This is a genomic window from Chitinimonas arctica, from assembly GCF_007431345.1.
GTDB lineage: Bacteria > Pseudomonadota > Gammaproteobacteria > Burkholderiales > Chitinimonadaceae > Chitinimonas > Chitinimonas arctica.
Map to the genome: position 1 here is coordinate 3,800,336 of NZ_CP041730.1, position 26,155 is coordinate 3,826,490.

General features: G+C 60.4%; 29 protein-coding genes. 18 read left to right on the forward strand and 11 right to left on the reverse strand.

Annotated features, from left to right (window positions below; all coding sequences use genetic code 11):
* The first annotated feature begins 98 nt into the window (after window positions 1-98).
* The gene (fliD, locus tag FNU76_RS17310; protein ID WP_144279346.1) at window positions 99-1,487 is read left to right on the forward strand and encodes a flagellar filament capping protein FliD; all 1,389 of its coding nucleotides are present in this window, start codon (window positions 99-101) and stop codon (window positions 1,485-1,487) included.
* 2 nt (window positions 1,488-1,489) lie between these two features.
* Here the strand turns inward: fliD and fabI are convergent, their stop codons facing one another.
* Window positions 1,490-2,272 (reverse strand): enoyl-ACP reductase FabI, encoded by a 783-nt coding sequence (fabI, locus tag FNU76_RS17315; protein ID WP_144279347.1) that lies wholly within the window; start codon window positions 2,270-2,272, stop codon window positions 1,490-1,492.
* A 241-nt stretch (window positions 2,273-2,513) separates the two neighbouring features.
* Between fabI and FNU76_RS17320 the strand changes: the two genes are divergently transcribed.
* Complete coding sequence (locus FNU76_RS17320; RefSeq protein ID WP_144279348.1) at window positions 2,514-3,239, forward strand: substrate-binding periplasmic protein; 726 nt, start codon at window positions 2,514-2,516, stop codon at window positions 3,237-3,239.
* Between the two features lie 247 nt (window positions 3,240-3,486).
* A complete protein-coding gene (locus tag FNU76_RS17325; RefSeq protein WP_144279349.1) occupies window positions 3,487-3,735 on the forward strand; it encodes a hypothetical protein in 249 nt (82 codons plus the stop codon).
* A gap of 74 nt (window positions 3,736-3,809) precedes the next feature.
* Here the strand turns inward: FNU76_RS17325 and FNU76_RS17330 are convergent, their stop codons facing one another.
* The 3 genes from FNU76_RS17330 to FNU76_RS17340 all read right to left on the reverse strand — a co-directional run bounded on the left by FNU76_RS17330 (window position 3,810) and on the right by FNU76_RS17340 (window position 7,354).
* Window positions 3,810-5,594, reverse strand: coding sequence for an acyl-CoA dehydrogenase (locus FNU76_RS17330; protein WP_144279350.1), 1,785 nt, complete (start codon window positions 5,592-5,594; stop codon window positions 3,810-3,812).
* Window positions 5,595-5,668: 74 nt separating this feature from the next.
* Window positions 5,669-6,604 (reverse strand): electron transfer flavoprotein subunit alpha/FixB family protein, encoded by a 936-nt coding sequence (locus FNU76_RS17335; RefSeq protein WP_144279351.1) that lies wholly within the window; start codon window positions 6,602-6,604, stop codon window positions 5,669-5,671.
* On the reverse strand, window positions 6,605-7,354 hold the full coding sequence (locus FNU76_RS17340; protein ID WP_144279352.1) for an electron transfer flavoprotein subunit beta/FixA family protein: 750 nt from the start codon (window positions 7,352-7,354) through the stop codon (window positions 6,605-6,607).
* Between the two features lie 341 nt (window positions 7,355-7,695).
* On the opposite strand from FNU76_RS17340, the gene purU reads away from it, so the two are divergent.
* From purU to gspK, 10 genes are all read left to right on the forward strand, one after another.
* Entirely contained in the window at window positions 7,696-8,550 is an 855-nt protein-coding gene (gene purU / locus FNU76_RS17345; protein ID WP_144279353.1) for a formyltetrahydrofolate deformylase, read from the forward strand.
* A 134-nt stretch (window positions 8,551-8,684) separates the two neighbouring features.
* On the forward strand, window positions 8,685-9,074 hold the full coding sequence (locus tag FNU76_RS17350; protein WP_144279354.1) for a hypothetical protein: 390 nt from the start codon (window positions 8,685-8,687) through the stop codon (window positions 9,072-9,074).
* A 51-nt stretch (window positions 9,075-9,125) separates the two neighbouring features.
* A complete protein-coding gene (locus FNU76_RS17355; protein ID WP_144279355.1) occupies window positions 9,126-9,716 on the forward strand; it encodes a hypothetical protein in 591 nt (196 codons plus the stop codon).
* 2 nt (window positions 9,717-9,718) lie between these two features.
* On the forward strand, window positions 9,719-10,927 hold the full coding sequence (gene gspF / locus FNU76_RS17360) for a type II secretion system inner membrane protein GspF (protein ID WP_144279356.1): 1,209 nt from the start codon (window positions 9,719-9,721) through the stop codon (window positions 10,925-10,927).
* Entirely contained in the window at window positions 10,928-11,257 is a 330-nt protein-coding gene (locus FNU76_RS17365) for a nucleotide pyrophosphohydrolase (RefSeq protein ID WP_144279357.1), read from the forward strand.
* A 105-nt stretch (window positions 11,258-11,362) separates the two neighbouring features.
* The gene (gspG, locus tag FNU76_RS17370; protein ID WP_144279358.1) at window positions 11,363-11,788 is read left to right on the forward strand and encodes a type II secretion system major pseudopilin GspG; all 426 of its coding nucleotides are present in this window, start codon (window positions 11,363-11,365) and stop codon (window positions 11,786-11,788) included.
* Window positions 11,789-11,796: 8 nt separating this feature from the next.
* Window positions 11,797-12,309, forward strand: a complete 513-nt coding sequence (locus FNU76_RS17375; RefSeq protein ID WP_144279359.1) for a GspH/FimT family pseudopilin — start codon at window positions 11,797-11,799, stop codon at window positions 12,307-12,309.
* Complete coding sequence (gene gspI, locus FNU76_RS17380; protein WP_144279360.1) at window positions 12,306-12,677, forward strand: type II secretion system minor pseudopilin GspI; 372 nt, start codon at window positions 12,306-12,308, stop codon at window positions 12,675-12,677. Before FNU76_RS17375 ends, gspI begins: the two co-directional genes overlap by 4 nt.
* On the forward strand, window positions 12,674-13,255 hold the full coding sequence (gene gspJ / locus FNU76_RS17385) for a type II secretion system minor pseudopilin GspJ (RefSeq protein WP_144279361.1): 582 nt from the start codon (window positions 12,674-12,676) through the stop codon (window positions 13,253-13,255). The genes gspI and gspJ overlap by 4 nt, the downstream gene beginning before the upstream one ends.
* The gene (gene gspK / locus FNU76_RS17390; RefSeq protein ID WP_144279362.1) at window positions 13,252-14,205 is read left to right on the forward strand and encodes a type II secretion system minor pseudopilin GspK; all 954 of its coding nucleotides are present in this window, start codon (window positions 13,252-13,254) and stop codon (window positions 14,203-14,205) included. Before gspJ ends, gspK begins: the two co-directional genes overlap by 4 nt.
* A gap of 27 nt (window positions 14,206-14,232) precedes the next feature.
* On the opposite strand, the gene FNU76_RS17395 is transcribed toward gspK, so the two are convergent.
* Together FNU76_RS17395 and FNU76_RS17400 are read right to left on the reverse strand one after the other, a co-directional pair.
* The gene (locus FNU76_RS17395; RefSeq protein ID WP_144279363.1) at window positions 14,233-15,603 is read right to left on the reverse strand and encodes a phosphomannomutase/phosphoglucomutase; all 1,371 of its coding nucleotides are present in this window, start codon (window positions 15,601-15,603) and stop codon (window positions 14,233-14,235) included.
* 86 nt (window positions 15,604-15,689) lie between these two features.
* Window positions 15,690-16,676 carry a YheT family hydrolase gene (locus tag FNU76_RS17400; protein WP_144279364.1) on the reverse strand — a complete coding sequence of 329 codons (987 nt, stop codon included), beginning with the start codon at window positions 16,674-16,676 and terminating at the stop codon, window positions 15,690-15,692.
* Between the two features lie 107 nt (window positions 16,677-16,783).
* Here FNU76_RS17400 and FNU76_RS17405 point away from each other — a divergent pair, with 107 nt between their 5' ends.
* The 3 genes from FNU76_RS17405 to FNU76_RS17415 are packed head-to-tail and all read left to right on the forward strand — an operon-like array spanning window position 16,784 to window position 18,646.
* A complete protein-coding gene (locus FNU76_RS17405) occupies window positions 16,784-17,446 on the forward strand; it encodes an energy transducer TonB (protein WP_144279365.1) in 663 nt (220 codons plus the stop codon).
* A gap of 53 nt (window positions 17,447-17,499) precedes the next feature.
* Complete coding sequence (locus tag FNU76_RS17410) at window positions 17,500-18,231, forward strand: MotA/TolQ/ExbB proton channel family protein (protein ID WP_144279366.1); 732 nt, start codon at window positions 17,500-17,502, stop codon at window positions 18,229-18,231.
* A 1-nt stretch (window position 18,232) separates the two neighbouring features.
* Entirely contained in the window at window positions 18,233-18,646 is a 414-nt protein-coding gene (locus FNU76_RS17415) for an ExbD/TolR family protein (protein ID WP_144279367.1), read from the forward strand.
* Between the two features lie 314 nt (window positions 18,647-18,960).
* Here FNU76_RS17415 and FNU76_RS17420 read toward each other — a convergent pair whose 3' ends face one another.
* Window positions 18,961-20,301, reverse strand: coding sequence for a hypothetical protein (locus FNU76_RS17420; RefSeq protein ID WP_144279368.1), 1,341 nt, complete (start codon window positions 20,299-20,301; stop codon window positions 18,961-18,963).
* Window positions 20,302-20,539: 238 nt separating this feature from the next.
* Window positions 20,540-21,013 carry a hypothetical protein gene (locus tag FNU76_RS17425; RefSeq protein ID WP_144279369.1) on the reverse strand — a complete coding sequence of 158 codons (474 nt, stop codon included), beginning with the start codon at window positions 21,011-21,013 and terminating at the stop codon, window positions 20,540-20,542.
* Window positions 21,014-21,121: 108 nt separating this feature from the next.
* Here FNU76_RS17425 and FNU76_RS17430 point away from each other — a divergent pair, with 108 nt between their 5' ends.
* A complete protein-coding gene (locus tag FNU76_RS17430) occupies window positions 21,122-21,397 on the forward strand; it encodes a hypothetical protein (protein WP_144279370.1) in 276 nt (91 codons plus the stop codon).
* Window positions 21,398-21,957: 560 nt separating this feature from the next.
* On the opposite strand, the gene FNU76_RS17435 is transcribed toward FNU76_RS17430, so the two are convergent.
* Window positions 21,958-22,284 (reverse strand): metalloregulator ArsR/SmtB family transcription factor, encoded by a 327-nt coding sequence (locus FNU76_RS17435; RefSeq protein WP_144279371.1) that lies wholly within the window; start codon window positions 22,282-22,284, stop codon window positions 21,958-21,960.
* 146 nt (window positions 22,285-22,430) lie between these two features.
* On the opposite strand from FNU76_RS17435, the gene FNU76_RS17440 reads away from it, so the two are divergent.
* The gene (locus FNU76_RS17440; protein WP_144279372.1) at window positions 22,431-22,646 is read left to right on the forward strand and encodes a DUF6500 family protein; all 216 of its coding nucleotides are present in this window, start codon (window positions 22,431-22,433) and stop codon (window positions 22,644-22,646) included.
* A 53-nt stretch (window positions 22,647-22,699) separates the two neighbouring features.
* Here the strand turns inward: FNU76_RS17440 and FNU76_RS17445 are convergent, their stop codons facing one another.
* Together FNU76_RS17445 and FNU76_RS17450 are read right to left on the reverse strand one after the other, a co-directional pair.
* Entirely contained in the window at window positions 22,700-24,403 is a 1,704-nt protein-coding gene (locus FNU76_RS17445) for an amidohydrolase family protein (protein ID WP_144279373.1), read from the reverse strand.
* A gap of 116 nt (window positions 24,404-24,519) precedes the next feature.
* On the reverse strand, window positions 24,520-25,911 hold the full coding sequence (locus FNU76_RS17450) for a DNA/RNA non-specific endonuclease (protein WP_144279374.1): 1,392 nt from the start codon (window positions 25,909-25,911) through the stop codon (window positions 24,520-24,522).
* Window positions 25,912-26,155: the final 244 nt, after the last annotated feature.

A 26,155-nucleotide genomic window follows, 5' to 3' on the forward strand; every position in this document is an offset into this window, starting at 1 on the left:
CGTGGCCCTTATCAGCCGAATGGTGTCCGCTTGGTCCGAAATACAGCGTATGCTAACAATATTATGACAGCCGCCGGTATGCTTTTCAGGAGCTTGCCATGAATCTTTCCAATCTCAGCGACATCTTGAGTCGCAGCTATGGATTGGCATCCAACGATCCTTATCGCCTTCCCAACATCGGTTTCAATGCTGCCGAACGCGGCGCGAATGCGCTAGGTATCGATGGGAATTTGCGCCAGCCTAGTTCTTCTTTGGTACGGTTGTCCGACTACGGTAAATTGCAGTCGGCTTTGTCCAGGCTAAAGGGTTCGCTGGGCGGGATCGATACCGCCGATGAAGCTGCCACCGTCAGTGGGGTGTCGGACAACAAGCTGATCACCGCCAGCGTGGACAAATCGTCCGCCCTGCCCAAGTCGGCCGCTATCGAGGTTGGCCAGAAGGCAGAGTCGCAGCGCTTGCAAAGCCAAACCTTTATCGATCGCGATTCGACCATTATCGGCACCGGCAGCATCACCATCGAGCAAGGCCGCTTCAATAGCGGGACCAATAGTTTCACCGCCTCGGCCAAGCCGGCCACGACCATTTCCATTTCGGCCGGCAACGGCACCCTGAGCGGTATCGCCAACGAGATCAATCGCGCCAATGCGGGGGTCAGCGCCAAGGTGGTGCAGGACGGCAGCAATTTCCGCCTGGAAGTGACGGGCAAGGATACCGGCACCGAGCAGGCCTTCCGTATCCGTGTCAGCGATAGCGACAACAACAACACCGACAATGCGCAGGGGCTTTCCCGGCTGGCCTTCGATCCGACCGAAGTGCCCGGCACGGGGCGTAATCAGACCCAATTGCGGGCCGCTCAAGATGCCGAGCTGACCGTGGACGGCCGTGCCTTCGTCAGCGGCAGCAACCAGGTAAAGGGTGCTGTCAACGGCGCTACCTTGAATATCGAGGCGACCGGCAGCGCCCGTATCGATTTCAAGCGCGATGTGGTGCAGGCGAGCGGCAGCGCCAAGCGCCTGGCCGAAACCTTGAATGATTTTCGGGCGCAGGCCGGCAGCCTGCAATCGGATGGACTCAGCCGCCGTATCTCCAGCGACATCGACCGTGCTTTCAGCGGGGCGGAAACAGGGCAGGGCAGGGATAGGCTGACCCTGGCGCAGGTGGGCATCGAGACCGCCAGCGATGGCCGGGTGACCGTGGATGACGCGCGATTCAAGCGCGCCTTCGAAGCCAATCCCGATGGGGTGGCCAGTCTGCTGGGCAATGCCGCCGACCGGATCGAAACGGCGGGCAACGCCGCGCTCAACGGCCAGCTACGAACAACCACGGCCAGCTTGCGCGCCTCGACCCAGGCCGACGGTAATTCGGCCCAGGCCCGCCAGTCGCAACTGCAGAGCCTGTTCGGCAACCAGACGTCCTTGCTGAGCTATTCGCCTACCACCCGCAATCTATACGGCTTGGCACAATACCTGGCAGTGGCAGGCTTCTAGGTTTATTCCCCCATGCCTGCGGCGACGGTGCTGTAGCCGGCATCGACGTGCATGATTTCGCCGGTGACCGCCGAAGCCAGGTCGGACAACAGGAAGGCCGCTACATTGCCGACTTCGTCGATGGTGACATTGCGCTTGAGCGGAGCCGATTCCTCGACGTGGTGCAGGATCTTGGAAAACCCCGCGATGCCGGCTGCCGCCAGGGTCTTGATCGGACCGGCGGAAATACCGTTGACCCGCACGCCCTGGCCGCCCATGGCTGCCGCCATATAGCGTACATTGGCTTCCAGGCTGGCCTTGGCCAGGCCCATCACGTTGTAGTTGACCACCGCGCGCTCGGCGCCCAGGTAGCTGAGGGTCAGCAGGGCGGCATCCTGGCTCAGCTGCGGGCGCAGTGCCTTGGCCAGGGCGGCAAAGCTGTAGCTGCTGATATCGTGGGCGATCTGGAAGGCTTCGCGGCTGACCGCGTCCAGGTAGTCGCCCGATAGCGCTTCGCGCGGGGCGAAGCCGATCGAGTGCACCATGCCGTCCACCTTGTCCCAGACCTTGGCCAGATCGGCGGCCATGGCGGTGATTTCCTCATCGGAACCGACATCGCAGCGCAGTACGATATCGCTGCCCAGCTCCTGGGCCATTTCCACTACCCGGTCCTTGAGCTTGTCGTTGACATAGGTAAAGGCCAACGTGGCCCCTTCGCGCTTGCAGGCCTTGGCGATGCCATAGGCGATCGAGCGGTTCGACAGCAGGCCGGTGATCAGAATCTTCTTGTTGGCGAGAAAGCCCATCGTGGTCTCTTCCAGTGCTTGGGGAAGCGACGATTGTAGCCGCAGGCCGGGCCTGGGCCAACGCCCGTTCACCTGTCAATCGCTTGATCTGCCGGGAGCCCGTTCAAGCGTGGTGGACTCTGCTACAACGAAAGCAGGCATCGCTCGCATATGCCTCGCCCAGCCGGAAGCTTGCCATGCACCTAAATCAGCCCGCCCCTGTCGGCAACTCTTCACCTTGCGCCAGCCAGCGGGGGCGGGAATGAAGCGCTGCACCTATGCGACAGCGCTGATCTTGCTGCTGACGGGATCGTTCGCCCGGGCGGAATTGTTGCTGATCTACTATGAAAATCGCGTCCCTTATACCCAGTTCCGCAATGGCGCGCTGGGCGGCTTGCTGGGCGAGCCGGCCATGGCCGCGCTGACCCGCGCCGGCATCATGCTGGAATTACGCGAGGCGCCCTTTAACCGGCATATGGCCCTGATCGAAAAGAACCTGGAATATGCCTGTGCCGTCGGCCGTTTCAAAACACCTGAGCGCTTGATGCTCGGCAAGTTCAGCCAGCCCTTTTATCGGGATCGGCCGCCGGTGGCCTTGGTGCGGGCGGATAACACCAAGCTGAAAGGAATCAATAGCCTCCAGGCCCTGCTGGCTACGCCCGGGCTGCGGCTGGTGCAACCCGAGGGCTATTCCTATGGCGAGGTGCTGGATAGTTGGATGAATAATGCCAAGGCGCAATTGGTGCGGGTATCGGAGAGTAATCTCAGCCTGGCCCGTATGGTGGTGCGGCGACTGGCCGATGCGTCGGTATTCGCGGCGGAAGAGGCTGAAGGTTTGCAAGCCTTGCTGCGAGACGAAGGGGTGGAATTGGCCTTGCGCCATTATCCCGATGCGCCGCCCGGTTCACTCCGCTATTTCTTCTGCAGCAAGCAGGTGGACGAGGTGGTCATGCGCAGGCTGGATGCGGCCATCATTGCACCGAAGTAGCACGATTGCCCGCGCCGGATAGACGCGCTTAGCGTTCGCTTAGGCAGGCTTAGGGTCGCTTATTGGCGGACAGGCCTGCTTTTGCCCACACTGCCGAGCTTGGCATTCGGATGAGCGAAAGTAATTGAGGAGCGAATAAGATGCTTCGCTGGTTTGATCTCTGTGCCTGAAGAGTGGGGGTAATTTGTGGTGATCAAGGCGTGTGAATTCAGGTTTACAACTTGGTCAATTGAGTGGAGATATAGCAATGATGGTTTTTTTCCCGGCATTCACCTTGTTGGTTGCGTCCTTGATTGGCGTCAATGTAGCGACCGATATGCGCAAGGATAAGCTACAAGCCGATGAGCCGGTTGTTCGTTCCGCCGCGCTGGCATTTCCCGAAGAAGCATCCTCGATGGATGGCATGGCTATTGTCTCGATAAAGAAAAAGATCGCAACAATCGAGATGCAGGCAAAGCGGGTGGAACACAGTGGGACGGATACCCTTCCGGAATGAAATCGAGCAGGTGCGATAAATAGAAAAATGGGCGGCCGAGGCCGCCCATTTTGCCGTTTGGACGCTATGGCCGATTAAAAAGCTTCATCCGGCAAGGCCAGTACGCTGTCCGCGCCGTGCAGGATGACTTCGGCCAGGCTGGCTGTCTGTGGCAGCAGCGACAGCGCGAAAAAACGCGTAGTGATCAGCTTGGCTTGCAGGAAGGCGGCATCGCCTTCGCCGTCGGCCAACTGGCGCTTGGCGATCAGGGCGGACTTGGCCAACTGCCAGCCACCCAGGGTCAGGCCCAGCAATTCCAGGAAAGGCACCGAGCCGGCCGCGACTTCCTTCGGTCTTGCATCGAAATGCTCGACCACATAGGCGGTACAGGTGCGGGCATGGGCCAGCGCCTTGCGCAGGCTGGCGGCGATATCGCCCAGGCCGGCGCTTTCCAGCTGGGCCACCACGGCTTCCACCTCGCCCAGCAGGGCTTGTGCGCTCAGGCCTTTTTCCGCGGCGGTCTTGCGGCCGACCAGGTCCATTGCCTGGATGCCGGTGGTGCCTTCATAGATGGTGCTGATACGGGCATCGCGCAGGTATTGCGCCGCACCGGTTTCCTCGATAAAGCCCATGCCGCCGTGGACCTGCACGCCCAGGCTGGCGATGCGGCTGGCGTTCTCGGTGTTCCAGCCCTTGACGATGGGGGTCAGGAAGCCGACCACGGCATTCCACTTCTGCTTTTCGCGCGCGTCGGGGTGGCGTACGGCCTTGTCCAGGGCCGCGCAAGCGTAGTAGGTCAGCGCCCGTTCGGCTTCGGTGAGGGCGCGCATGGTCATCAGCATGCGGCGGATATCGGCATGGCGGATAATGGCGGCCGGGGCCGGGTTGTCCGAGCCCAACTCGCGCGACTGTACCCGGTCGCGGGCATAGCTCACGGCCTTCTGGTAGGCGGCCTCGCCCAGCGCCATGCCCTCGACGCCCACGCCCAGGCGGGCGGCGTTCATCATGGTGAACATATAGTTGAGGCCACGGTTGGCTTCGCCCACCAGCCAGCCGGTGGCGCCGCCGTTGTCGCCATAGCTCATGACACAGGTCGGGCTGCCATGGATGCCCATCTTGTGCTCGATCAGCACGCACTTCACATCGTTGCGCGCACCAAGCGAACCATCGGCATTGACCAGGAACTTCGGTACCACGAACAGCGAGATCCCCTTCACGCCGGCCGGGGCGTCCGGCAGGCGCGCCAGCACCAGGTGGACGATATTCTCGGCCATATCGTGCTCGCCATAGGTGATAAAGATCTTCTGGCCGCTGATCTTGTAAGTGCCGTCTTCGGCCGGCACAGCCTTGCTGCGCACCTGGGCCAGGTCCGAACCGGCTTGCGGTTCGGTCAGGTTCATGGTGCCGGTCCAGCTGCCTTCGGCCATTTTCGGCAGATAGGTGGCCTTCAATTCATCCGAGGCGTGGTGTTCGATGGCGGCGATGGCGCCCAAGGTCAGCAGGGGGCAGAGCGAGAAGGCCATATTGGCGCTTTTCCACATCTCCTCCACGGCGGTGGCGACCAGGTTGGGCATGCCTTGGCCGCCGAACTCGGCGGGGGCGTGCAGGCCGACCCAGCCATTTTCGACGAATTGGCCATAAGCCTCCCGAAAGCCGGGGGCGGTGGTGACCACGCCGTCGGCCAGCTTGTTGCCGTGCTGGTCGCCTACCCGGTTCAGTGGCGCCAGGACGTTCTCCGCCAGCTTGGCGGCCTCGTCGAGGATGGCATCGACCAGCTCCGGATTGACTTCCTCATAGCCGGGCAGGGCAGCGACTTCGCTCAGGCCGGCCAGCTCGTTCAGCACGAAACGCATATCGGCAAGGGGGGCTTTATAGCTCATGGCATTCTCCAATTCGAGCGCTTGCTCGGTAAGTGCGACTTAAAAAACGGCCACCGCAGTGACCGTTCCGGGCTTTACTTGTTCAGCTCGGCAATCAGTTCCGGCACCGCCGTGAACAGATCGGCCACCAAGGCATAGTCGGCTACCTGGAAGATCGGGGCCTCTTCGTCCTTGTTGATGGCGACGATAACCTTCGAATCCTTCATGCCGGCCAAGTGCTGGATCGCGCCGGAAATGCCGACGGCGATATACAGCTGCGGGGCGACGATCTTGCCGGTCTGGCCGACTTGATAGTCATTCGGTGCGTAGCCCGCATCGACGGCGGCGCGGCTGGCGCCGATGGCGGCGCCCAGCTTGTCGGCCAATGGCTCCAGGACGGCATGGAACTGCTCGCTGGAGGCCAGGGCGCGACCGCCCGAGACGACGATCTTGGCAGCGCCCAGTTCGGGCCGGCTGGACTTGGTCAGCTCGGCCGAAACAAAGCGCGACACACCGGTATCGCTGCCGCCGGCAATGTTGTCTATCGTCGCGGCAGCGCCGTCGCCCGCCGCGTCGAAGGCGGTGGTACGCACGGTCAGGACCTTGATCGCATCGCTGGATTGCACGGTGGCGATCACATTGCCGGCGTAGATGGGCCGGACAAAGGTGTCGGCCGATTCGATGGCGATCACGTCGGAGATCTGTGCCACGTCCAGCAGGGCGGCCACGCGCGGCAGCAGGTTCTTGCCCTGGGTGGTGGCGGGCGCCAGCACATGGCTGTAACCGCGGGCCAGTTCCACCACGATGGGGGCCAGGTTTTCCGCCAGGGGATGGGCCAGGTGGGCGGCCTCGGCCAGCAGCACCTTGCTCACGCCTGCCACTTTGGCGGCCGCTTGCGCGGCGGCGCCGGCATTGTGGCCGGCGACCAGCACATGGATATCGCCGCCCAGCTTGGCTGCGGCGGTGACGGTGTTGAGGGTGGCGGCTTTCAGCGAAGCATTGTCGTGTTCGGCAATCACTAGAATCGACATTTAGATCACCTTCGCTTCGTTCTTGAGTTTGGCGACCAGCTCGGCGACCGAGCCGACCTTGATACCGGCCTTGCGCACCGGCGGTTCGGATACCTTGAGTTGCTTCAGGCGCGGTGCGGGGTCCACACCCAGATCGGCCGGGCTCACTTTGTCCAGCGGCTTTTTCTTGGCGGCCATGATATTGGGCAGCTTGACGTAGCGCGGCTCGTTCAGGCGCAGGTCGGTGGTGACGATGGCCGGCAGGCTCAGCGACACGGTTTCGAGGCCGCCGTCGATTTCGCGGGTGACGTTGAGGCGGCCGTCGGCCAGCTCGACCTTGGAAGCGAAGGTGCCTTGCGGCAGGTTCATCAGCGCGGCCAGCATCTGGCCGGTCTGGTTGGCATCGTCGTCGATGGCCTGCTTGCCCAGGATGATCAATTGCGGCTGTTCCTTGTCGGCCACGGCGCGCAACAGCTTGGCCACGGCCAGGGGCTGCAGGACGGCGTCGGTCTCGACATGGATGGCGCGGTCGGCGCCCATGGCCAGGGCGGTACGGAGGGTCTCTTCGCACTGCTTGATGCCGAGCGAGACCACGACGATCTCGGTGGCCTTGCCGGCTTCCTTCAAACGCACGGCTTCTTCCACCGCGATCTCGTCGAAGGGGTTCATCGACATCTTCACATTGGCGATATCGACATCGCTGCCATCTGCCTTGACTCGGACTTTGACGTTGTAATCAACAACGCGCTTAACTGCGACCAGGATTTTCACACTGCCTCCGCTGGGGATCATCGGATGGTAAATTGGGGTCTCGTGCCGGGCACGAAAGGGCATGAAGCATAGCACCGGCAGGTGGGGCGCGTCATGGCGCCCTAGCCTCTGGGCTGGCTATTTCACCGCAACTTAGCACCGAACAATCAATTGAAACAAGCGTTTGATTTGTTCTTGTCGGCCTAATGCGACAACAGCCGCCGCGTTGTGGCACGCATGCCGCCCGGGGGCTTTCCCATAGCGATCCAACTGCCGGCGGCATGTTACCGTTGCGGCCTTGCACATTTATGCGCGGCCGGGCCCCACAGTTGCTCCGGCGCGCCCTCCGCTGGACTCCGCCGATGAAAAATACCGCAACCCTGTTGATCTCCTGCCCCGACCGTAAAGGCCTGGTGGCGGCCATTGCCAATTTTCTCTACACCTATAACGCCAATATCCTGCACGCCGACCAGCATCAGGACGACGATGCCGGCTTGTTCCTGATGCGCATCGAATGGGACCTGGACGGCTTTGCCCTGGATATGGCGGCCTTCGATGCCGCCTTTGCCCCGATTGCCGAACGTTTCGGCATGCAGTGGCAGCTGCGGCGTTCGACGCAGAAGCCGCGCATGGCGATTTTCGTGTCGCGTTACGACCATTGCCTGGTGGATCTGCTGCATCGCTGGCAGATCGGCGAGCTGGCCTGCGAAATTCCGCTGGTGATCTCCAATCATGAAGATTGCCGCCGCATCGCCGAATTCTACGGCGTGGCCTATGAGGTGATCGCGGTGAACAAGGACAACAAGGCCGAGGCCGAGGCCGCCCAGCAGGCATTGCTGCGCGAGCATGGCGTGGACCTGATCGTGCTGGCGCGCTATATGCAGGTCCTGTCGCACGACTTCACCTCGGCCTACCGGCAGCGCGTCATCAATATCCACCACAGCTTCCTGCCGGCCTTCGACGGCGCCAAGCCCTATCACCGCGCCCATGCACGCGGCGTGAAGCTGATCGGGGCGACCAGCCACTATGTGACCGAGGTGCTGGACGACGGCCCCATCATCGAGCAGGACGTGACCCGTATTTCCCACCGGGAAACCGTGGACGACCTGATCCAGAAGGGCCGCGACCTGGAGCGCATCGTGCTGAGCCGGGCGGTCCGCTGGCATCTGGATCACCGCGTACTGGTCTACGGCAATAAAACGGTGGTGTTCGACTGAACAACGCGACTGTTGCGTGGTCTCTCACAGGCATGCGCACTTATCCGGCCGATGCCACCCTTCCGGGGGCGGCGGTGTAGGATGGATGCTGCCAGCGGATTGGCGCGCGGCACAACACTGTGGCGGGAGGCATCATGAACAGGTTTTCCGTTTTTCTGATTGCCGGTACGGTAGCGGGGCTGTCGGCCTGCGCCGGTATGACGGTGAACAATACCAGCCTGCTGGACGGCAGCCGCCAGTTCGGCAAGACCGAACTGCATACCTATCCGGTGCGCATCCTGGCTATCGACCGTGAATACACCATCGATGTCAATCCGGTGCGGGTGGAACCTGGCGAGCACTCCCTGCGGGTGGCGGCGGCGCCGGTAGCCGGCTTCTCCCAGCCGGTGACCAAGGATGTGCCGTTTACGGTACAGGCTTGCAAGCGCTACTATCTGGCCGCCAAGCGGACAAGCCCGCTGCGGCAGGATTTCGAATTGATCGTGCAGCAGGTGGAAGATCGCACCGACTGTCACAAAGGCTGATTCCCGACTCATCTTGGGGCCGCCGTATCGGCGGCTTTGTTTTTGTACCCTATGCCACCATTTTTCCAGGACGCTCTCGACCTTGCCCGCTTTCGCGTCAAAGCGCTCGAACATTACGCCTATGACTGGTGGTTGCCGGTACTGTGGCTGAGCTTCCTGGCGGTCGTGCCCCCGCTGTTGGCGTTGGCCGGCAGCGATGCACCGATTGCAATGCTACTGACCCTGAGCCTGGCTTTAACCTGGGTAACGGTGCTGATGCTGACCTTCTTCTTTGGCTGGTGGCTGAAGCGAGACCCCGCCAGCAAGGTCCGGGGCAGTTTGTTTCCGCTGGTCGTGCTCGCGTCCAGCGGCCAACTGCTCGGTCCCTTGCTCGCGCTGTTGCCGGGGGGCTTGCGCACCTTGGCCCATATCGCGCTGCTGGTCTACCAGTTCTGGGTCCTGGCCACTGCATTGTCCCGTGCGACCGGTATGTCGAGTCGATATGTGCTGAAGGGTTTTCTGCACTATTTCGCGGCTTGGCTGATCGTCGGTGTGGTGCTGTCCGTGATCGCCGGCATGCTTGGCTTGCTGCCGGCCCCGCCTGGACAAGCCGATCCGGCCAAGGCTGGCCGTCCCCTTACGCAAGTGCAGGAGCAACCCTAGATATGGCCGGTTACCGTTACCAGGCGCTCGATGCCAGTGGCCGCGCCAGCGAAGGCGTGGTCGAGGCCGACAATGCCAAGCTGGCCCGCACCAGTCTGCGCGACCAAGGCTTGTGGGTCACCGAGATGAACGAGCTGGCGCAGACCGACACCGGCAACCGGCAACGCCGCAGCGGCGGCGTGTCGACCGGCGAGCTGGCCTTGATCACGCGGCAGTTCGCCACCTTGCTCGATGCCGGCCTGACCATCGAGCGGGCCCTGACCGTGCTGATCGAGCAGGCCGAAAACCTGCGCGCGCGCGATGTGCTGGCCGGGGTGCGCAGCGAAGTGCTGGCCGGGGCGCCGATGAGCGTGGCACTTACCCGTCACCCAAAGGTCTTCCCCGAGCTGTACCGCACCATCGTGCGGGCCGGCGAGGAGTCGGGCAAGGCAGCCGGCGTGATGTCGCGGCTCGCCGACTATATCGAGGCCCGCCAGGCCTTGATGTCCAAGGTGACCTTGGCCTTCGTCTATCCGATCGTGGTGCTGTCGGTGTCCATGCTGGTCATTGTCGGCATGCTCTGGTGGGTGGTGCCGCAAATGGTCGGCGTCTTCCAGGGCGCCAAGCAGACGCTGCCATTGCTGACCCGGGTACTGCTGGCCATGTCGGCCGGTGTGCGCGAATACGGCATCTATGGCTTTATCGTACTGGGCGGGGCCGGCTTTGGATTTACCCGCCTGCTCAAACGTCCGGCCTTCCGCTTTCGTTTCGACCGCTTTCTGCTCAAGCTGCCCCTGTTCGGCCGGCTCAACCGCGCCAGCAATACCGCGCGGCTGGCCAGCACCCTGTCCATCCTGGTCGGCAGCGGCGTGCCCCTGCTGAAGGCCATGGAGGCTGCCGGCGGGGTGGTGGAGAACCTGGTGCTGCGCGAAGCGGTGAACAGTGCGTCGCGCGATGTGCGCGAAGGCGCCCAGCTTTCCAAGGCGCTGGACCGGCAGAAGCTGTTCCCGCCGGTCCTGGTGCACCTGATCGCCAGCGGCGAAGCCAGCGGCCGGCTGGAGGACATGCTGGACAAGGCCGCCCGGCAGCAGGCCGGTGAACTGGAACAGAAGGTCGCGACCTTCACCAGCCTGCTGGGACCCTTGATGGTGCTGCTGATGGGCGGCGCCGTGCTGCTGATCGTGCTGGCCATTCTGTTGCCGGTATTTGAAATGAACCAACTGGTGAAGTAGATGGCCAAGGATGATCTGACCACGCTGGCCGAACTGAAGACCCGTGTCGCAGCCTTCGCCGCGGCGCGCGATTGGCAGCAATTTCACAATGGCAAGAACTTAGCCATGAGTATCGCGATCGAAGCGGCTGAACTGATGGAGCATTTCCAATGGTCGCCGCCGGCCACCGAGCGAGTGGATAAGGCCGAAGTGGCGGAAGAGCTGGCCGATGTGCTGATCTACGCACTGGCCTTCGCCAATCGCCTGGAAATCGACGTGGCGAGCGCCATTCTCGCCAAGCTCGACAAGAACGAAAGCCGTTTCCCGGCCGGGGTAACGGGCCTGAGTTGAGGCATTGTGGTTTGCAGTGCGCAGGTTTTACCGCTCCAGTTGTAAACTCCCCCCGTTCCCGGCTGGCTGGCCGGGGTAGACCAACCAGTAGGCAAGGAAACATCCATGCAGCAACGCACCCGCTCACGCGGTTTTACCTTGATCGAAATCCTCGTCGTGATCGCCATCCTGGCCATCCTGGGCGCGCTGGTCGTCCCCAAGATCCTCGACCGTCCGAACGATGCCCGCGTCGCCGCGGCGCAGCAGGACGTGCGATCCATCGTGCAGGCGCTCAAGCTCTACAAGATCGACAACGGCAATTACCCGGCCACCGAACAAGGACTGAAGGCCTTGGTCGAGAAGCCGACCGCCGGCCAGGTTCCCTCCAACTGGAAGGCCTATCTGGACAAGCTGCCGCACGACCCGTGGAACCGTGAATACCTGTACCTGAATCCCGGCATCAAGGGTGAAATCGATGTAATGAGCTACGGCGCAGACGGCAAGGCCGGCGGCGAGAGCTACGACGCCGATATCGGCTCCTGGATGCTGTGATACACCCCATGCGCACACGCCCGCCATCACCGAGGCCGCTCGGTTTTACGCTGATCGAAATCCTGGTGGTGCTGGTCATCATCGGCATTATCGTCACGCTGGCGGCGGTGCGCTTTGGCGGTAACGACGTCGATACCCTGCAACGCGAGGCGGAGCGGCTCTCGCTTTTGCTGGAATCGGCGCGGGACGAGGCTATCGTGAGTGGCGCGCCGCTGGCCTTCCAGCCTGGGCAGCGCAGCTACGCTTTCTGGATACAGAAAGCTCCGCCGCTATGGGAGCCCATAAACAACGACGAGGTGTTGCGCCCCCGGCAGTTGCCCGACGCGGTGACGATGGACGGTGTGCAGGTCAATCTGCAGCCCTTGGCCCCGAACGGACGGCTGGTGTTCCAGCCATCGGGCGTCAATGCACCGTTCGCCCTGACGCTGAGGACCGGCGACGTAACCCGTCGATTGGTCGCCGATGGCTTGGGCCGCTTATCGATTGTCTTGCCGGTTACCCCGGGAGCAAGCACGCCATGAAGCGGCAGCTTGGTTTTACCCTGATCGAAGTATTGATCGCCTTGGCCGTGATCGGCATTGCCCTGGCCGCTTCGGTGCGGGCCACCATCGTCGTCAGCGACGGCTCGATGTCGCTGCGCCGTCACCTGGTCGGTGGCTGGGTCGCACAGAACCGCATCAATGCCTATCTGGCCAGTAAGGACTTCCCCGAGCTGGGCCAGCATGAGGGCAAGACCACCCAGGCCGGCATGGAATTCTTCTGGCGCGAGAAGGTCGGCGCCTTACCCAATAAGTCGTTTCGACGAGTGGAAGTCAAGGTCTACCCAAACGAGAAAAGCGATCATGCCGATGCTGTCCTGGTGGGCTTCATCGCTAGAATACCACCATGAGAAATCGCAAAGGGTTCACCCTGATCGAAATCCTGATCGCGCTGGCGGTGTTCAGCGTACTGGCGGTGATCGCCTATCAGGGCGTGGCGCGGATGGCCATCGCCAAGCAGGTAATGGACGCCGACAACCGGAAATGGCGGGAACTGACCGTCGCCATGGCGCGTTTCGAGGACGATTTCTCCCAGGCCGCGAACCGGTCCTACATCAACCAGTTCGGGTCCACCGTGGATCCCTTGCAGGGAGCGGCTGGCCCGCTCAATAGCAGCGGTGCACTGCTGGAATTGGTGCGCTACGACGGTGATCGTTTGATCCATCTGGGTTATCGACTGCGGCAGGGGCATCTGGAGTTGCTGCTGTGGAATACGCTTCATCAGGCGCCCCGCACCGAGCCCACCGCGCTGGCCTTGCTCGATCATGTCAAGGATTTCAAGCTGAGGTTTCTCGATCAGAGTAAGCAGTGGCAACTTAGCTGGCCGGCAGGTCAGGCCACCAAGATCACGGCCTTACCTCGCGGAGTGGAAATCACCCTGACGCTGGAGAGCGGCGAAGTCATCACCAGGTTGTTTGCCCTGCCATGAGAACCCGTCCCTCAAAACAAGCCGGTATCGCCATTATCACCGCCGTCGCCATCGCGGCGCTGGTGGCGGCCATTGCTGGCGCCATGGCCTTTCGCCATAGTCTTTGGCTGCGACAGGTGGCCAATCAGCTCGATATGACCCAGGCGCGGGTGGTCGCACGTTCGGCGGTGGATTTCAGTCTGCTGACACTCCTGGACGACGCCAAGCAGAATCTCTATGACGGCGAGACGGATAGCTGGCGTATTCCCATCAGCAATCTGCCTATTGAGCAGGGGATGGCCGACGGCAAGATCTACGATGTTCAGGGACGTTTCAATCTAAATAATTTGTTGGAAACCGACCCGGCCAAGCTCGCCATCTACGAGAACGCCTTCAAGACACTACTGGCGAATGCGGGAGGCTCCCCGGATTTGCTCAATGCCCTGGCCGACTGGCTGGATGAGGGCAGCAATGTACGCAACCCAGGTGGGGCGGAGGATAACGAATACATGGCCATGAATCCGCCGCGCCGAGCCGCCAATGGACCGCTATTCGACGTCGAGGAATTACGCCAGGTGCGCGGGTTCAGCGATGAGCTGGTGGAGAAATTGATGCCGAACGTGTCGGCGCTGCCATACCCTCCTAGCGGGCCCGCTTCGTTCGTCAATGTCAATTTTGTCTCTGCTGAAGTACTGAATGCCTTGGTGCCGCAAATATCCCTGAGCCAGGCCGAGGCATTGGTGGCGCAGGCGAAGAAAAAGCCTTTTCAAAATATTGCGGACTTCTATGCGGCCCTGGGCTCCCAGCAATTGACCCAGCAATTATCCACAAGCAATATTTTCAGTATCAAAAGCGACTACTTCCTGACAGACGTCGAGGCTCGCTTTGGTCGTGTGAAGGTTGCCTACCGCGCCATGTTGACGCGCGACAACTCAAGCTCCGCGCGCTTGATCTGGTTGCGGCGCCGTTGAGCGGCTTTCCATGCCTCCCGCCGGTGCTTAAAACGGTAATTCGCCGTCGATCTCTTTAGCCAGCAATTTGCGGAAAGTCGCCTGGATGCGCTTGAGCGCCTTGGCGTCGTCGCCTTCGAAGCGCAGTACCAGCGCCGGCGTGGTATTGGACGCGCGCAACAGCCCAAAACCATCCTCATATTCCACCCGCAAGCCATCCAGGGTGATCACTTCCGCATCGGGAAAACGCGCGCTGGTCTTGAGTCTATCGAGCAAGGCATGGGCGGCGCCCTCGGCCATATCGACCTGGATCTCCGGTGTGCTGATGCCCTGCGGCAGGCGATTGAGCAGAGCACTGGGATCGTCCACCTGGGACAGGATTTCCAGCAGCCGCGCGCCGGCATAGATGCCGTCGTCAAAGCCATACCAGCGTTCGGAGAAGTAGAGATGGCCGCTCAGCTCGCCGCCCACCAGGGCGCCGGTTTCCTTCATCTTGGCCTTCATATAGCTGTGGCCGGTCCGCGCCATGACCGCCTTGCCCTTGTGCTGCTTGACCCAGGGCGCCACCAGCCGGCTTGATTTGACGTCATACACCACCTTGCCGCCGGGCTGGCGGCTCAGCGCGTCGGCGGCAAAGGCCATCAGCAGCCGGTCGGGGTAGATGATGGTGCCATCCTTGGTGACCACGCCCAGGCGGTCGGCGTCGCCATCGAAGGCCAGGCCCAGCTCGGCGTCGGTCACTTCCAGGGCGAACATCAGGTCGGCCAGGTTTTCCGGCTTGGCCGGATCGGGATGATGATGGGGGAAGCGTCCATCCACTTCGCAGAACAGCTCGCGTACGCGGCAACCCAGCCGCCGGTACAGCACCGGGGCGATGCCGCCCGCTACGCCGTTACCGGCATCGACGATGATATTCATGCGCCGCTGTAGCTTGAGATCGCCGCAGATCCGCTCGAAATATGCCTCGCGCACATCTTCGGTACCGTAGCGGCCGGCCCCCTCGCTGAAATCGTTCGCTTCAATGCGGTCGCGCAGGCGCGTGATCGCCTCGCCGGCCAGCGTCTCGCCGGCCAGCATGATCTTGACGCCGTTGTATTGGGCGGGATTGTGGCTGCCGGTGATCATCACGCCCGACAGCGTTGCCAGATGATGGGCGGCGAACCATACCAAGGGGGTGCTGACCTCGCCCAGATCGATCACATCGACGCCGGCCGCCAGCAGGCCGGCGGTCAAGGCTTCCGCGAGGGCGGGGCTGGACAGGCGGCCGTCGCGTCCCACCACCAGCCTGGCCTGCTTGCGTGCCAATGCTTCGCTGCCTATGGCCTGGCCGATCAGTCGGCAGGCATCGGCATCCAGCGTCTTGCCGACGATGCCGCGGATATCATAGGCCTTGAAGATTTGTGCGGGGAGGTTGGCCATTGTCGATAAGCGTTCCGTGATGGGGGGAGGGATTCTAACAGCCACTGCTTACCGGCGCGGTACGCTTTTACACTTATGCCCTTATTTCAAGCTGCTTCGAAGAATGCCAGCAAGCAGCGCGGCAGCCAATCGATCCGTCCAGGGAAGGGGCCTTCGGTGAAGCCGACATGGCCACCGCGCTCGGTTTGCAGCAGGTGCACGGCGGCGCTGACCTCATGGCTGCCGGGGAGGGCGCCGGCGGGCAGGAAGGGATCATTGCGGGCATTGATCAACAAGGTGGGGACGGCGATATGCGGCAACCATGGCTTGCTGCTGGCCCGTGACCAATAGTCGTGCACATCGGCGAAGCCATGCAATGGCGCGGTGACGCGATTGTCGAATTCCTTGAAGGTACGGGCTGCGGCGATGTCGGCCGGGGAAACCTGGAGAAAGGCCAGATCGGTTTCGAAGGCGGCCAGATGGGCCAAGGTCTTGGGCCGGAGCGTCTGCAGGAAGTTGCGGGTATAGATGGCACGGTTGAGTCCGCGATCCAGCACCTTGCCGGCGGCGGTCAGGTCCAGCGGTGCCGAAACCACGGCGGCCCGGTCCAGCAGACCGCAGGCGGCCTGGCCTTGCTCGCCCAGCCATTTGGCCAAGGCATTGCCACCCAGCGACACGCCGGCGGCATACATGGGGCCTCGATGCTGGTCGCGGAAATGCTGCAGTATCCAGGCGATCTCGGCCGAATCGCCGGCATGGTAGGCGCGCGGCTTGCGATTGGGGTGGCCGCCGCAGCCGCGGAAGTGTGCCACCGCGGCGCGCCAGCCACGGTCGGCGGCGGCCTTCATCAAGGCCACCGCGTAGTGGCTGTTGGCGCTGCCTTCCAGTCCATGGAAATGCACCAGTAGCGGTGCGTCGCCGGCCGACCCGGCGGCCAGCCAGTCCACCGCGATCTCGTCGCCATCCGGGGTGGGCCAGACTTCGCGGCGATAGAGGGGTGGCGGGCGCCTGAGCGCCAAGGCCGGATAGATGGTCTCGCTATGGGGGCCGATCAGCCAGCGGGACGGGTGGTAGTGGGGTAGGGCAGGGACCATGGTGCCAATTCTACCGGGTCGCTGCCACGCAAATCCCATTGCTTCAGAAAACGTTTCTGAATAGAATGAGAATTCTTCTCAAAAGCATTCCCTTTCCTGCTCAGGCGATGTCCAGACTTCCCATTGATTTCCGTCGCCTACCCACGCTACTCCTTGTTACCGGTCTGCATTTCGTAGCCTTGTATGGGTTGGCGCTGGGCATTGTGCTACCCACGCCGCCGGTTTTACCAAAGCCGACCATCGTTGCCAGCCTGCTGCCGCCTCAGCCCTTACCGCTGGTCGTGCCCGAAGCGACACCGCAACCGGCGCAGCGTCCGCTTCCTGTCAGCCGGCCCAAGCCGACGATGCTGCCACCCATCAAGAACGCGCCGCCGTCGCCGACCGCCATCAGCCTGCCGCCGGCCGAGCTTGCGCCGCAGCAGCCGATCGCGCCCGAAAGCCCCAAGCTGGCGCAGGCCCCCGCTCAGCCGCTCCCGCCTGCGCCTATCGTGCCGCCGCGTAGCGATGCGTCCCATCTGAATAATCCAGCACCGACCTATCCGCCCTTGTCCCGCCGCCTGGGTGAGGAGGGACGGGTAGTGTTGTCGGTCTATATCCTGCCGGACGGCAAGGTGGGCGAAGCCGTCCTGAAGAAATCGAGCGGCTTCGAGCGGCTGGACCAGGCCGCACTGGACGTGGTGAAGCGCTGGCGCTATGTCCCGGCCAAGCAGGGCGATACGCCCATCGCCTTCTGGTATGCCCAGCCCTTCGACTTTACCCTGAACAGTTGATCACCCGCCGCCCGGCAACAGGCGGCAGATTTGAAATGATGGAGAATTTGTAAATGGAACAGCACCCTTTCAGCTTGCTCGGCTTCTGGTCGCAAGGTGACCTGGTCACCAAGGGCGTGGCGATCGCCTTGCTGCTGATGTCGATCGCTTCCTGGTACGTGATCGCCACGCGCTTTGCCCGGCAGCTGCGGCAGCGCCGCATGGCGCAGGTAGCCACCGCCCAGTTCTGGCATGCCCAGTCCTTTACCGAAGGCCTGCAATTGCTGGACGGCGCGATCGAGGACAATCCCTACCGGCACCTGGCCGAGGAAGGGCGCGACGCCGCCGCCCACCACCGCGACAACCAGGGCGACCTGCATGGCCAGCTGACCCTGAGCGATTGGGTAACCAGTTGCCTGCGGCGCGCCATCGACGATTCGGTCGAGCGTATGCAGTCCGGCTTGTCCATCCTGGCTTCGGTCGGTGCGACCGCGCCATTCGTGGGTTTGCTGGGCACGGTGTGGGGGATTTTCCATGCCTTGCTGAGCATAGGCGGCAGCGGGCAGGTCAGCATCGGCAAAGTGGCCGGTCCGGTAGGCGAAGCATTGATCATGACGGCTTTCGGGCTGATGGTCGCCATCCCGGCGGTATTGGGCTACAACGCCCTGACCCGCGGCAACAATGCCGCCATCGGCAAGATCAATCGTTTCGCGCATGATCTGCATGCCTATTTCGTGACCGGTTCGCCGGTGGCCAAGCCCGATAGCGGCAAGGCACGCCTGGGTGCGGCGGGCGGGGAGCGCTGAGATGGCTTTCGGCGGCGGCTTCGACGAACAGGGCAAGGTGATGAGCGAAATCAATATGACGCCGCTGGTGGACGTCATGCTGGTCTTGCTGATCATCTTTATCATCACGGTGCCGGTTCTCACCCACAGCGTCAAAGTGGACCTGCCCCGTGCGGAAAACCAGGCCAACGAGGAGAAACCGGAGACGATCGATCTATCCATCACGCTGGACGGATCGATCTACTGGAATGGCCAAGCGCTCGCCAAGCCCGATTTCGAGACTCGCCTGGCCGAAGTCGCCAGCCGGCAGCCGCAGCCCGAGTTGCATATCCGGGCGGACCGCAAGGTGGCATACGAGCAGGTCGCGCAAGCCATGGCCGCCGCACAGCGCGCCGGCGTACAGAAGCTGGGCTTTGTGACCGAGCCAGGTAGCTGATATGTGGATCGCCATTTGGCTGCTTGTGGGTATACCGGCCGGGGTAGTCTGGCTGACGGTGGTTACGCCGGCCTGCATGCGTTGCCAATGGCGGAGCCAATGCAAGAGCCGGGCAAATTGCCTGGCCGCTCAAATGCCCGGCGATGCGGTACGTCCAGTGCTTTGGCACCCTGCCGGGGCGCCGGCTACGCAGGCCGGTGCGCGCGGCGGTGTGCCGATTTCCACTTCGACGCCTTGATCACTGCATCGCTGGGATAGCTTCTGCGTTTTTCTAGGGGGAAACGTCCAATAAGCGTGAGCGAATCAGATGGCTTCTAGGCCATGCTAGGCGCTTTAAAAGCCACTACCGTTGCATCATCACCCATCGGTTTTGCTCGGTCACCCAGACCGTAGAATACTTCGATGTACATATCGCTCTGCCCTATCATGTCTTTGAGCGTATGGTCGGCTGTAGGCTGAAAACCGCTTTCGTTGATTTCCTGTACGTCTCTATCCTTTAAAGAGTCGGATTTCACAGGTTTGCAGGCGCCCTTGGTGAAGAATAGAAACTGATCATTTTCTTGAACTGTGATGTCAAAAAATGTCAGCAGTCTGGAGGCAATCTCCAAATCGGGAAATATTCCTTCATCACGGAAATCAGTCTTGCCATGCCAGCTAGGGAATGCCATGGGGTAGAGGTCGGTGTTTTCGTCCCGGCGAATAAATATGTTTTTTCCTTGGAGTAGCGTTTCATTTGTATTTTCTCGCTCCAGTTGCGCCAGGACATTGCCAGTGCCAAAACCGATTGCGTGGAGTTCGTTGTTTTTTCCTTTGTAGAATGTCATCGCGCCGAATGATGCACCTGTGCCGAAACGGTGACTGGCTTGAAACTCTTCATTTACTTCTCGAAATGCTGAGTACATTAGTTTGGTTTTAATTTGAGCTTCCGGCCAATTTTCCCCTTCAAGGGTATGGGTTATATTGTTTAATATGGACATCACCATTTTGCCGATTGTAAGAATATTCTGTCGGCTTTCTCCTCTGCCATACCCATCAAGGACCGCCATTATGGGTTGATTGTTTTTGCCGATTGCGGACATGACGCAATCGGACCCTTCTTTGTTCCCCACATAGGCCGCTTCTTTGTCATTGTTTGGATCCGCTTGTCGATAAGTGCTGCCCATCGCATAAGAAATCATGTCGTTCTGCATGGTTCCGGTTTGGATTTTCGTATTGCGGTTAAGCTCGATTACTGGAGATGCGTCTATCGATTTTAATCCGACAGTCTCGGTATCGCTATTACGCGCCGATAATTTTTTTGCATCCTCCACGCAGATGTCAAGCGTTTCGTTGGCGTGCTCATTGCTAAGTTTGTTAAGTTTTTCTGCTATTTTTTGTGCTCTGGTTTCAAAGCTGCATCCGCGAGATATGAAATCACGTATCCCGGAAAAAAATCGGTTTGCTAGTGACTTGCCAGATAAATCCCGCTTGCTGCTGAATGAATACTGCCCGTTTTCTATTCTTTCTATAAAGTAGGTTCTATTTTCTTCTTTTAAAAATAGTGCTGCCTTGTTTTTTGGGCCGAATGCCTTTTCCAGCTCGGTATAAATCTTGGAGTCGATGTCGTTGAAGCTACGGCATGTTGTAACAGTTAATTGCATGGGTGTTGGATTCATTCTAATAATTCCAGATTTAACATAATATTTTGGATTTATTTTTAGTAAACCACTGCGAAATACTGCTGTTGGTTGGCAATGCGTGATAATTATGGTGGTGGATGATTCATCGTGCTGTTGGGAAATATGAAATTTTTTAGAAATTGATCAATTGCAATACCCTGGCGGTTTGGGAGCGATGCATAGGTGAAAAACTGCCTGCGCATGGCAAAGTGGATGCGCTGCCAGGCGTAAGTGATCAACTGTTTCTTACTGTTATTTGTCGCTGGGAAGTTACACGCAACTGCCTATTCTCATCAAGGCTGAGCAGCAATAATTCCTTGTTGAATATGGCCTCTGCGGAAATTTTTGTCTTTGTATGATCCGATAGTACGTGGATATACTTCAGTATTGGATTGCTGTCGTTCTGGTCGTGAACGGCAGATTCGAAGGTATATGCCGAGGCAAGCGCTTGGGATCTTGAATCAGCGGAGCGGTTACGGCTCCAGTTGCGCTTGAATGTGATGCCGCCCAGTTGGATTATTTCCTTGGTGTCCAGGGTGGCCTCGTCGTATTGTTCAATTTCGACGCCTTGCAATAGGATATTTCTTAAATATTCGGCCGCTTCGATGGGGAGGGCGCGGGGAATTGTCTCTGCGTCTTGAAGAGCCGCCGGCAAGCGGGTGGCGACGTGGATTGGTCGCCGTGCACGTTCCGGAATGGGTTGCGACATAGGCCTGTTCGAGCGCGGCATACCATACGAAGACACAGGTTTTCTGATAGGACTTGCCTGAACCACCGGGGCGGTCTCCCCTCGCTTCTTGACAAGCAGTGTGTTGTCTTGTTTGAGCTGGAATTGAAATATGCCTTTGTCGGTGTTTATCTCCACGGTATTTTTTCTTGTCGTGGCGCTACACTTTATACGGAGATGATTCAGGGTGAATTGCTCCGTGAGGCGGGGCTGAGAGTTGGGGACGAAAGTATAGTAATGGCTGACTTCGCCGATAGGCGAGTGTTTGGTACGGTCATTATCCCTATTGCGAGCGAAATCCGTGCCTTCCAGATGGATTATTTCGTAATTGCGGAGTATGGGGCTCGGATCGTGGTTCCTGCATAGTATCAGTATGTTTTTTATATAACTGCCTGCGGACCACGGGATGCAGCGAGTGATCTTTCGTGTGATCTTCTGGGTAACATCCATCAGTACGACATCGGTTCTGGCGTGCGGGCTGCGAGTAGTGAGCTGGACGGCTTCTATCGTATGCTGTCCCAGCCTTCCCGGTGGGTGGGTAGGACTGAAGCGCGTACGGGGATGGATGGCGTGATGGCTGCCAGTACGAGAGAAGCTATCCATGGTATCTGATCCTATTGCAGGCAAGGCTGGTTGACGGAACGGCTCCTGTTCATCCAGTACGGCGTATGCCGGCCATGCTTTCGGTATTTTTGCAGGTACTTTGGAATTTTGGTGCTTACGGCCAAAAGAGGCGGATTTTGACGGCATGCGCGGCGCGCAAGGAAAGCGAGCCGAACTGAATGTTCGGCCTGCTTTCTTTGCCGCGCCTGCTTAAGCGACCCCTGGCGGACGCTGCAAGGCCATGCCCACCGATGGCTGCGCGCAAAGGTGGTGGACGATGGCTCCGCCCCGCAGAGCGCCTTCGCGCGCGTAGTGCCGTCGATTCAAGCAGTTTGGCGTTGCTTGGGCATGCTCATGGTTTCCCGCGCCTTGGGCGCGGCGGGCGGGCAGAGTTCCAGCATAAAGCTATTCAGGCTGCTGAGCAGAATATCGGATTTCAAGCGGTAAAAGACGAATTGCCCACGCCGTTCGCTGGCGATCAGATGGGCATTTTCCAGCAAGGACAAATGTCGCGAGATGGACGGCGCGCTGATGGGGAAGCGTTCTGCCAAGTCGCTTGTGGTCAATTCCGCATCCGCGAGATAAAGCAGAATCTGTCGGCGGGGGCGTGAAGCCAGGGCTTCAAAGACATTGTCGAGGAAGGCGTCCATTTTTATTCTTCATCTTGGCAAAATCAGTAAATCATCATACGCTTAACTAATGTTCTAGGTCAATGTCTTATCCGGTTGAGACCGCTAAGCCTGCCAGGAATCGATAGAATGGCGCGGGATAAACAACGGCAGGCATAGGGCGCAAGATGCGAGCAGCGCTGAGAAAAAAGATCATTCAGGTGTGCGATAGCAAGATAGCCGGCAAAGGCCCGGAGGTGGGGCTGTCGTTCTATGCATTCTTTGCCAACAGGAACGACGATCCGGCGCTGCTGATGGAGGCGGCGCATTGGTGGATCATGGTCCACCAGCTCGATCATTTCGAAAAGGCGGTCAAGATCAAGCGCCTCGTGGAGGCCATTTAGGCCGGCATCTCGCGGTCGATATCCGCGAGCTGCCGGCCCCCGCCGTGATTTGTCTACCCCTTGCCGCACACATCCACTTGCTTGTTGTCGTCCATGGGACGGGCCGGGTTGAATATCGCCGGGCAGTTGTCGAGCAGGTCCGGAACGCCATCGCCATCCTTATCCCGCGAGCTGGCAACCCCGTTGTACTGCCGGTAGCGTGCCGGCGTGCAGGAGGGCTGCAGGGCATCTTGCCGGCAGAGGGCGAGGGCGTAGTGATTCGCGTTGTGGGTTTTCAGCTCCGCGAAGGTACGGCCGGTTTCCGCCAGGCAAACCGATTTCCGGCTACCGCAGATATCGCCCATGGTTTCGCAGCCCTGGTCCAGCGCGGCGATGGTCGCCGAGTCGCCGTAGAGCGGTGCGCCGGCCCGCAATACCAGCACGATATCCTTTTCCTCGGCCTTGATGATGCTCAGGTAGGGCGATGGTTCACCGCCCGGCGCGACCACGGTCAGGTCCGCCAGCAGACCCACCTTGATCGCCCCGATCTGGTCGGAGAAACCCAAGGCCTTGGCGGCGTTCGCGGTCACCATGCGCCAGAGCTTTTCGCCGGAAAAATAATTATCCAGATAAGTCGAATTGAATTGCGCGGCGCACTGCATTTCGTGCAGCAGATTGATCGAGCCGGAGGGCGTCCAGTCCGTCGCCAGGGCGATATTCACGCCTTCGCGGCCGTACAGGGTGACCGGCAAGGTATTGCCGTAAAGCGACAGGTTGGAACGGGGCGACCAGACCACGGACATGTCCTTGGCCTTCATGAAGCCCACATCCGCCTTGTCGACCGCCACGCCATGGATAAAGGTGCTGTTCGAGGCGATCAGGTCCACGCCGGGCGAGGCCGGATTGCTGCCCCGCCCCGACAGGCAGGCGACCTCATTATGCGCATAGGCATCGATCCCCTCGCCGACATGCGGCAGAAACACCCGGTTTTGCAGCACGCCGGGCGTGGCGACCTTGGGGTAGGCGCAGGTATCGGTACGGCCGTCCACGTCGCTGGTGTCGCCCAAGGGAAAGGTATGGTAGGCAACGACCTTGTTGTCGACGACCTTGAGCCCTTCCAGCAGGGCGAGCACATCGGGGTTGCGTACCAGTCCCTTGGCGCCGCCGGAGCCCGCCACCGTGGTGGTGCCCGCGACGATATGGCGCAACTCGTTCCACAGTACGGTGGTTTCCTTGTCGTCCATGGGCGCCACGACCATTTTTTTGCCGTTCAAACCCTTGCGCCATTCATTGCGCCGGTTGTAGCGATGGTTCGCGCATTCGGCATCCTGGTAGACATTGGCCGGATCGTTGCAGTAGGCGTACCTGGGATTGTCCTGGCCGCCGGGTGGCGTTTGATTGTATTTGAGATGGTCGTGCGCGTTGATCAAGCCGGGCGTAACGATTTGATTCGGGCAATCGATGCGTTTTGTCGCGCTTGGCGGTGCAATACAGCCGACCGCTTCAATTACCCCTGCGGCGTTGACCGATACCCCGCCATTTTTCCAGACACCCTCGTCAACGAGAATGTCACCGAACAGGGTAAAGCCACCACCGGCGGGGGCGGTATTCACCTCGCAGCGATTGGCGGTTTTCGGTAGCGGCGCGCAGGTGGCGATCAATTTGAACGCGGCGGAGGAATCCGACGGAGATTGCGCACTTCCCGGTGCGCCGATATTGGCGCAAGCGCCCAAGAGGGTGGACACGCCCAGGGTGCCGATCAGCCCCGCGAATTTCATACGCCTACTCCTGTTTGAATTGAATTTGTTGGATATGCGCGCGCGGCAACCCGGCCGGGACAAAGCCGGAAAATATAGCAGAAGGAGCCAGATTGGCGCCAGCCGGCACAGTCGCCTTAAAGACCGGCGATATCGTCTTTGAGCGTATCCGACATGCGGCCCCAGATTGGCGTGCGCTTCAGCGCCTCGATCAGCTTGGCCGAACTCTTGATGGGGGTGAACGCATCGTGCAGCTCGTTCTCCACCGCGAAACCCAGCGAGGTGGGTTTGGTGGGCTTGGTGATATCGTTCGCCGCGATGCGGCTGGGTAGCCAACTGAACATCTTGAAGGTATCCGTCCCTTTTTTTGTTTTCTTGATGGTCAGGTTGAATATTTTCGCTACGTCGTTGTAGGACAAATTGTAACCGTCATGGGTGATGTCGATGGCGACCGAGAAGGTATTGGCCCCGGTTAGTTTTCCCGCCGCATCCACCAGCTTCGCTTCGATATTGGCCCAACTTTTTGCCGCGTCGCTATGGCCGACATTCATATTCCGCGACATCGGCACCAGGTTGACATAGTCGTCGGCCTCATCGACTTCCGGGTCCTGATCGCTCCATAGTTCGTGGGGAATCAGATGGCCGCCTTCGTAAACTTCATGGGTGCCGCCGCTGCGCAGCCCGAATTCGTTCACGCCGAACTTGCCGACCATGCCGCTCTTGTGGGTCTTGCGCTTCGGGGTCGAATCGAGGAGGCCGTCCTTGCCGATCTCGGCTTCGATACGTGAAGGACGCGGGGTGTCCGATGCCTTGGTCGGCACCATCTTGTCGAGAATGGCCTGCTTGACCTGTTTCTGGGTTTGCGTGAAATAGCTGTAATTGAGTGTGTCCAGCAAATCGGTGGTGGGCGGGGGAATGTCCTTGTTGGTCGATTGAAAATCCGGTACCCGCCGCTGGATGGGGCCCTCACCCGTCGTGCCGGCGTCCGCCGAACGCGATTCGGCAACCGGCGCATCCTGGCCTGCCGCCGATAAGCCGGTAATGCGTGCCCCCATCTGGTCGGCTTCGCGCTCCAGTGCCGGCTGGGTATTCAGCCCTTGTCCCGCCACCGTGCTATCGGCCCGCACCTTGCCCATCGCTTGTTGCGCCAGGTGCCACATTTCATGGCCTCGGTCGGCTTCGTTGCTGATCAAGGCCTGCCGCCCCTGGGCCAGTGAGCGCGCACCGACCGCTTTCAGGCGTGGATCGCTGGCCGGCACCCGCTGCACGCTGGCGCCCAGGGCATGCAGATCGACCCGGCCGCCGCTCAGGCGCGCGACCGCGGCGTTCTCGCCGAGGCCAATGCCGTTGTGGCTGGCGGTCCGGCGTTGCAAGGGGCTGTTGTGGTAACGCAGCTCGCCCATGGTTTGCAGGGGCGGCGAGGTCGTCGAAGCGGCTTTGCCGTGGGATTGGCGCGGCTCGGCCCGGGCATGGCCGGGATGCAGCAGGGTATCGGTCTGTACTGAACCTGGCGGCGTGAGTTTGGACATCTTTCCTCCGTGCACGGCTGGTGGGCTATCACGCCGGATTCGAATAGCAGGGTGTGCCGCGTCTCGGCTGGGCGCGTGTCGCCAGCAAAGCTTAGTTCACGGCGGGTAAAGCGCCAGTGAGCGATAGCCTGGTGCGCCGACGATAAATCCGAAAGAGGCCACCGGTTTCGAGAAGCGTTGAGCACTACAAAAAGATTTATTCAGGCCATAGGCGCTGGATTATTAATTCCATGGTAACGATCAC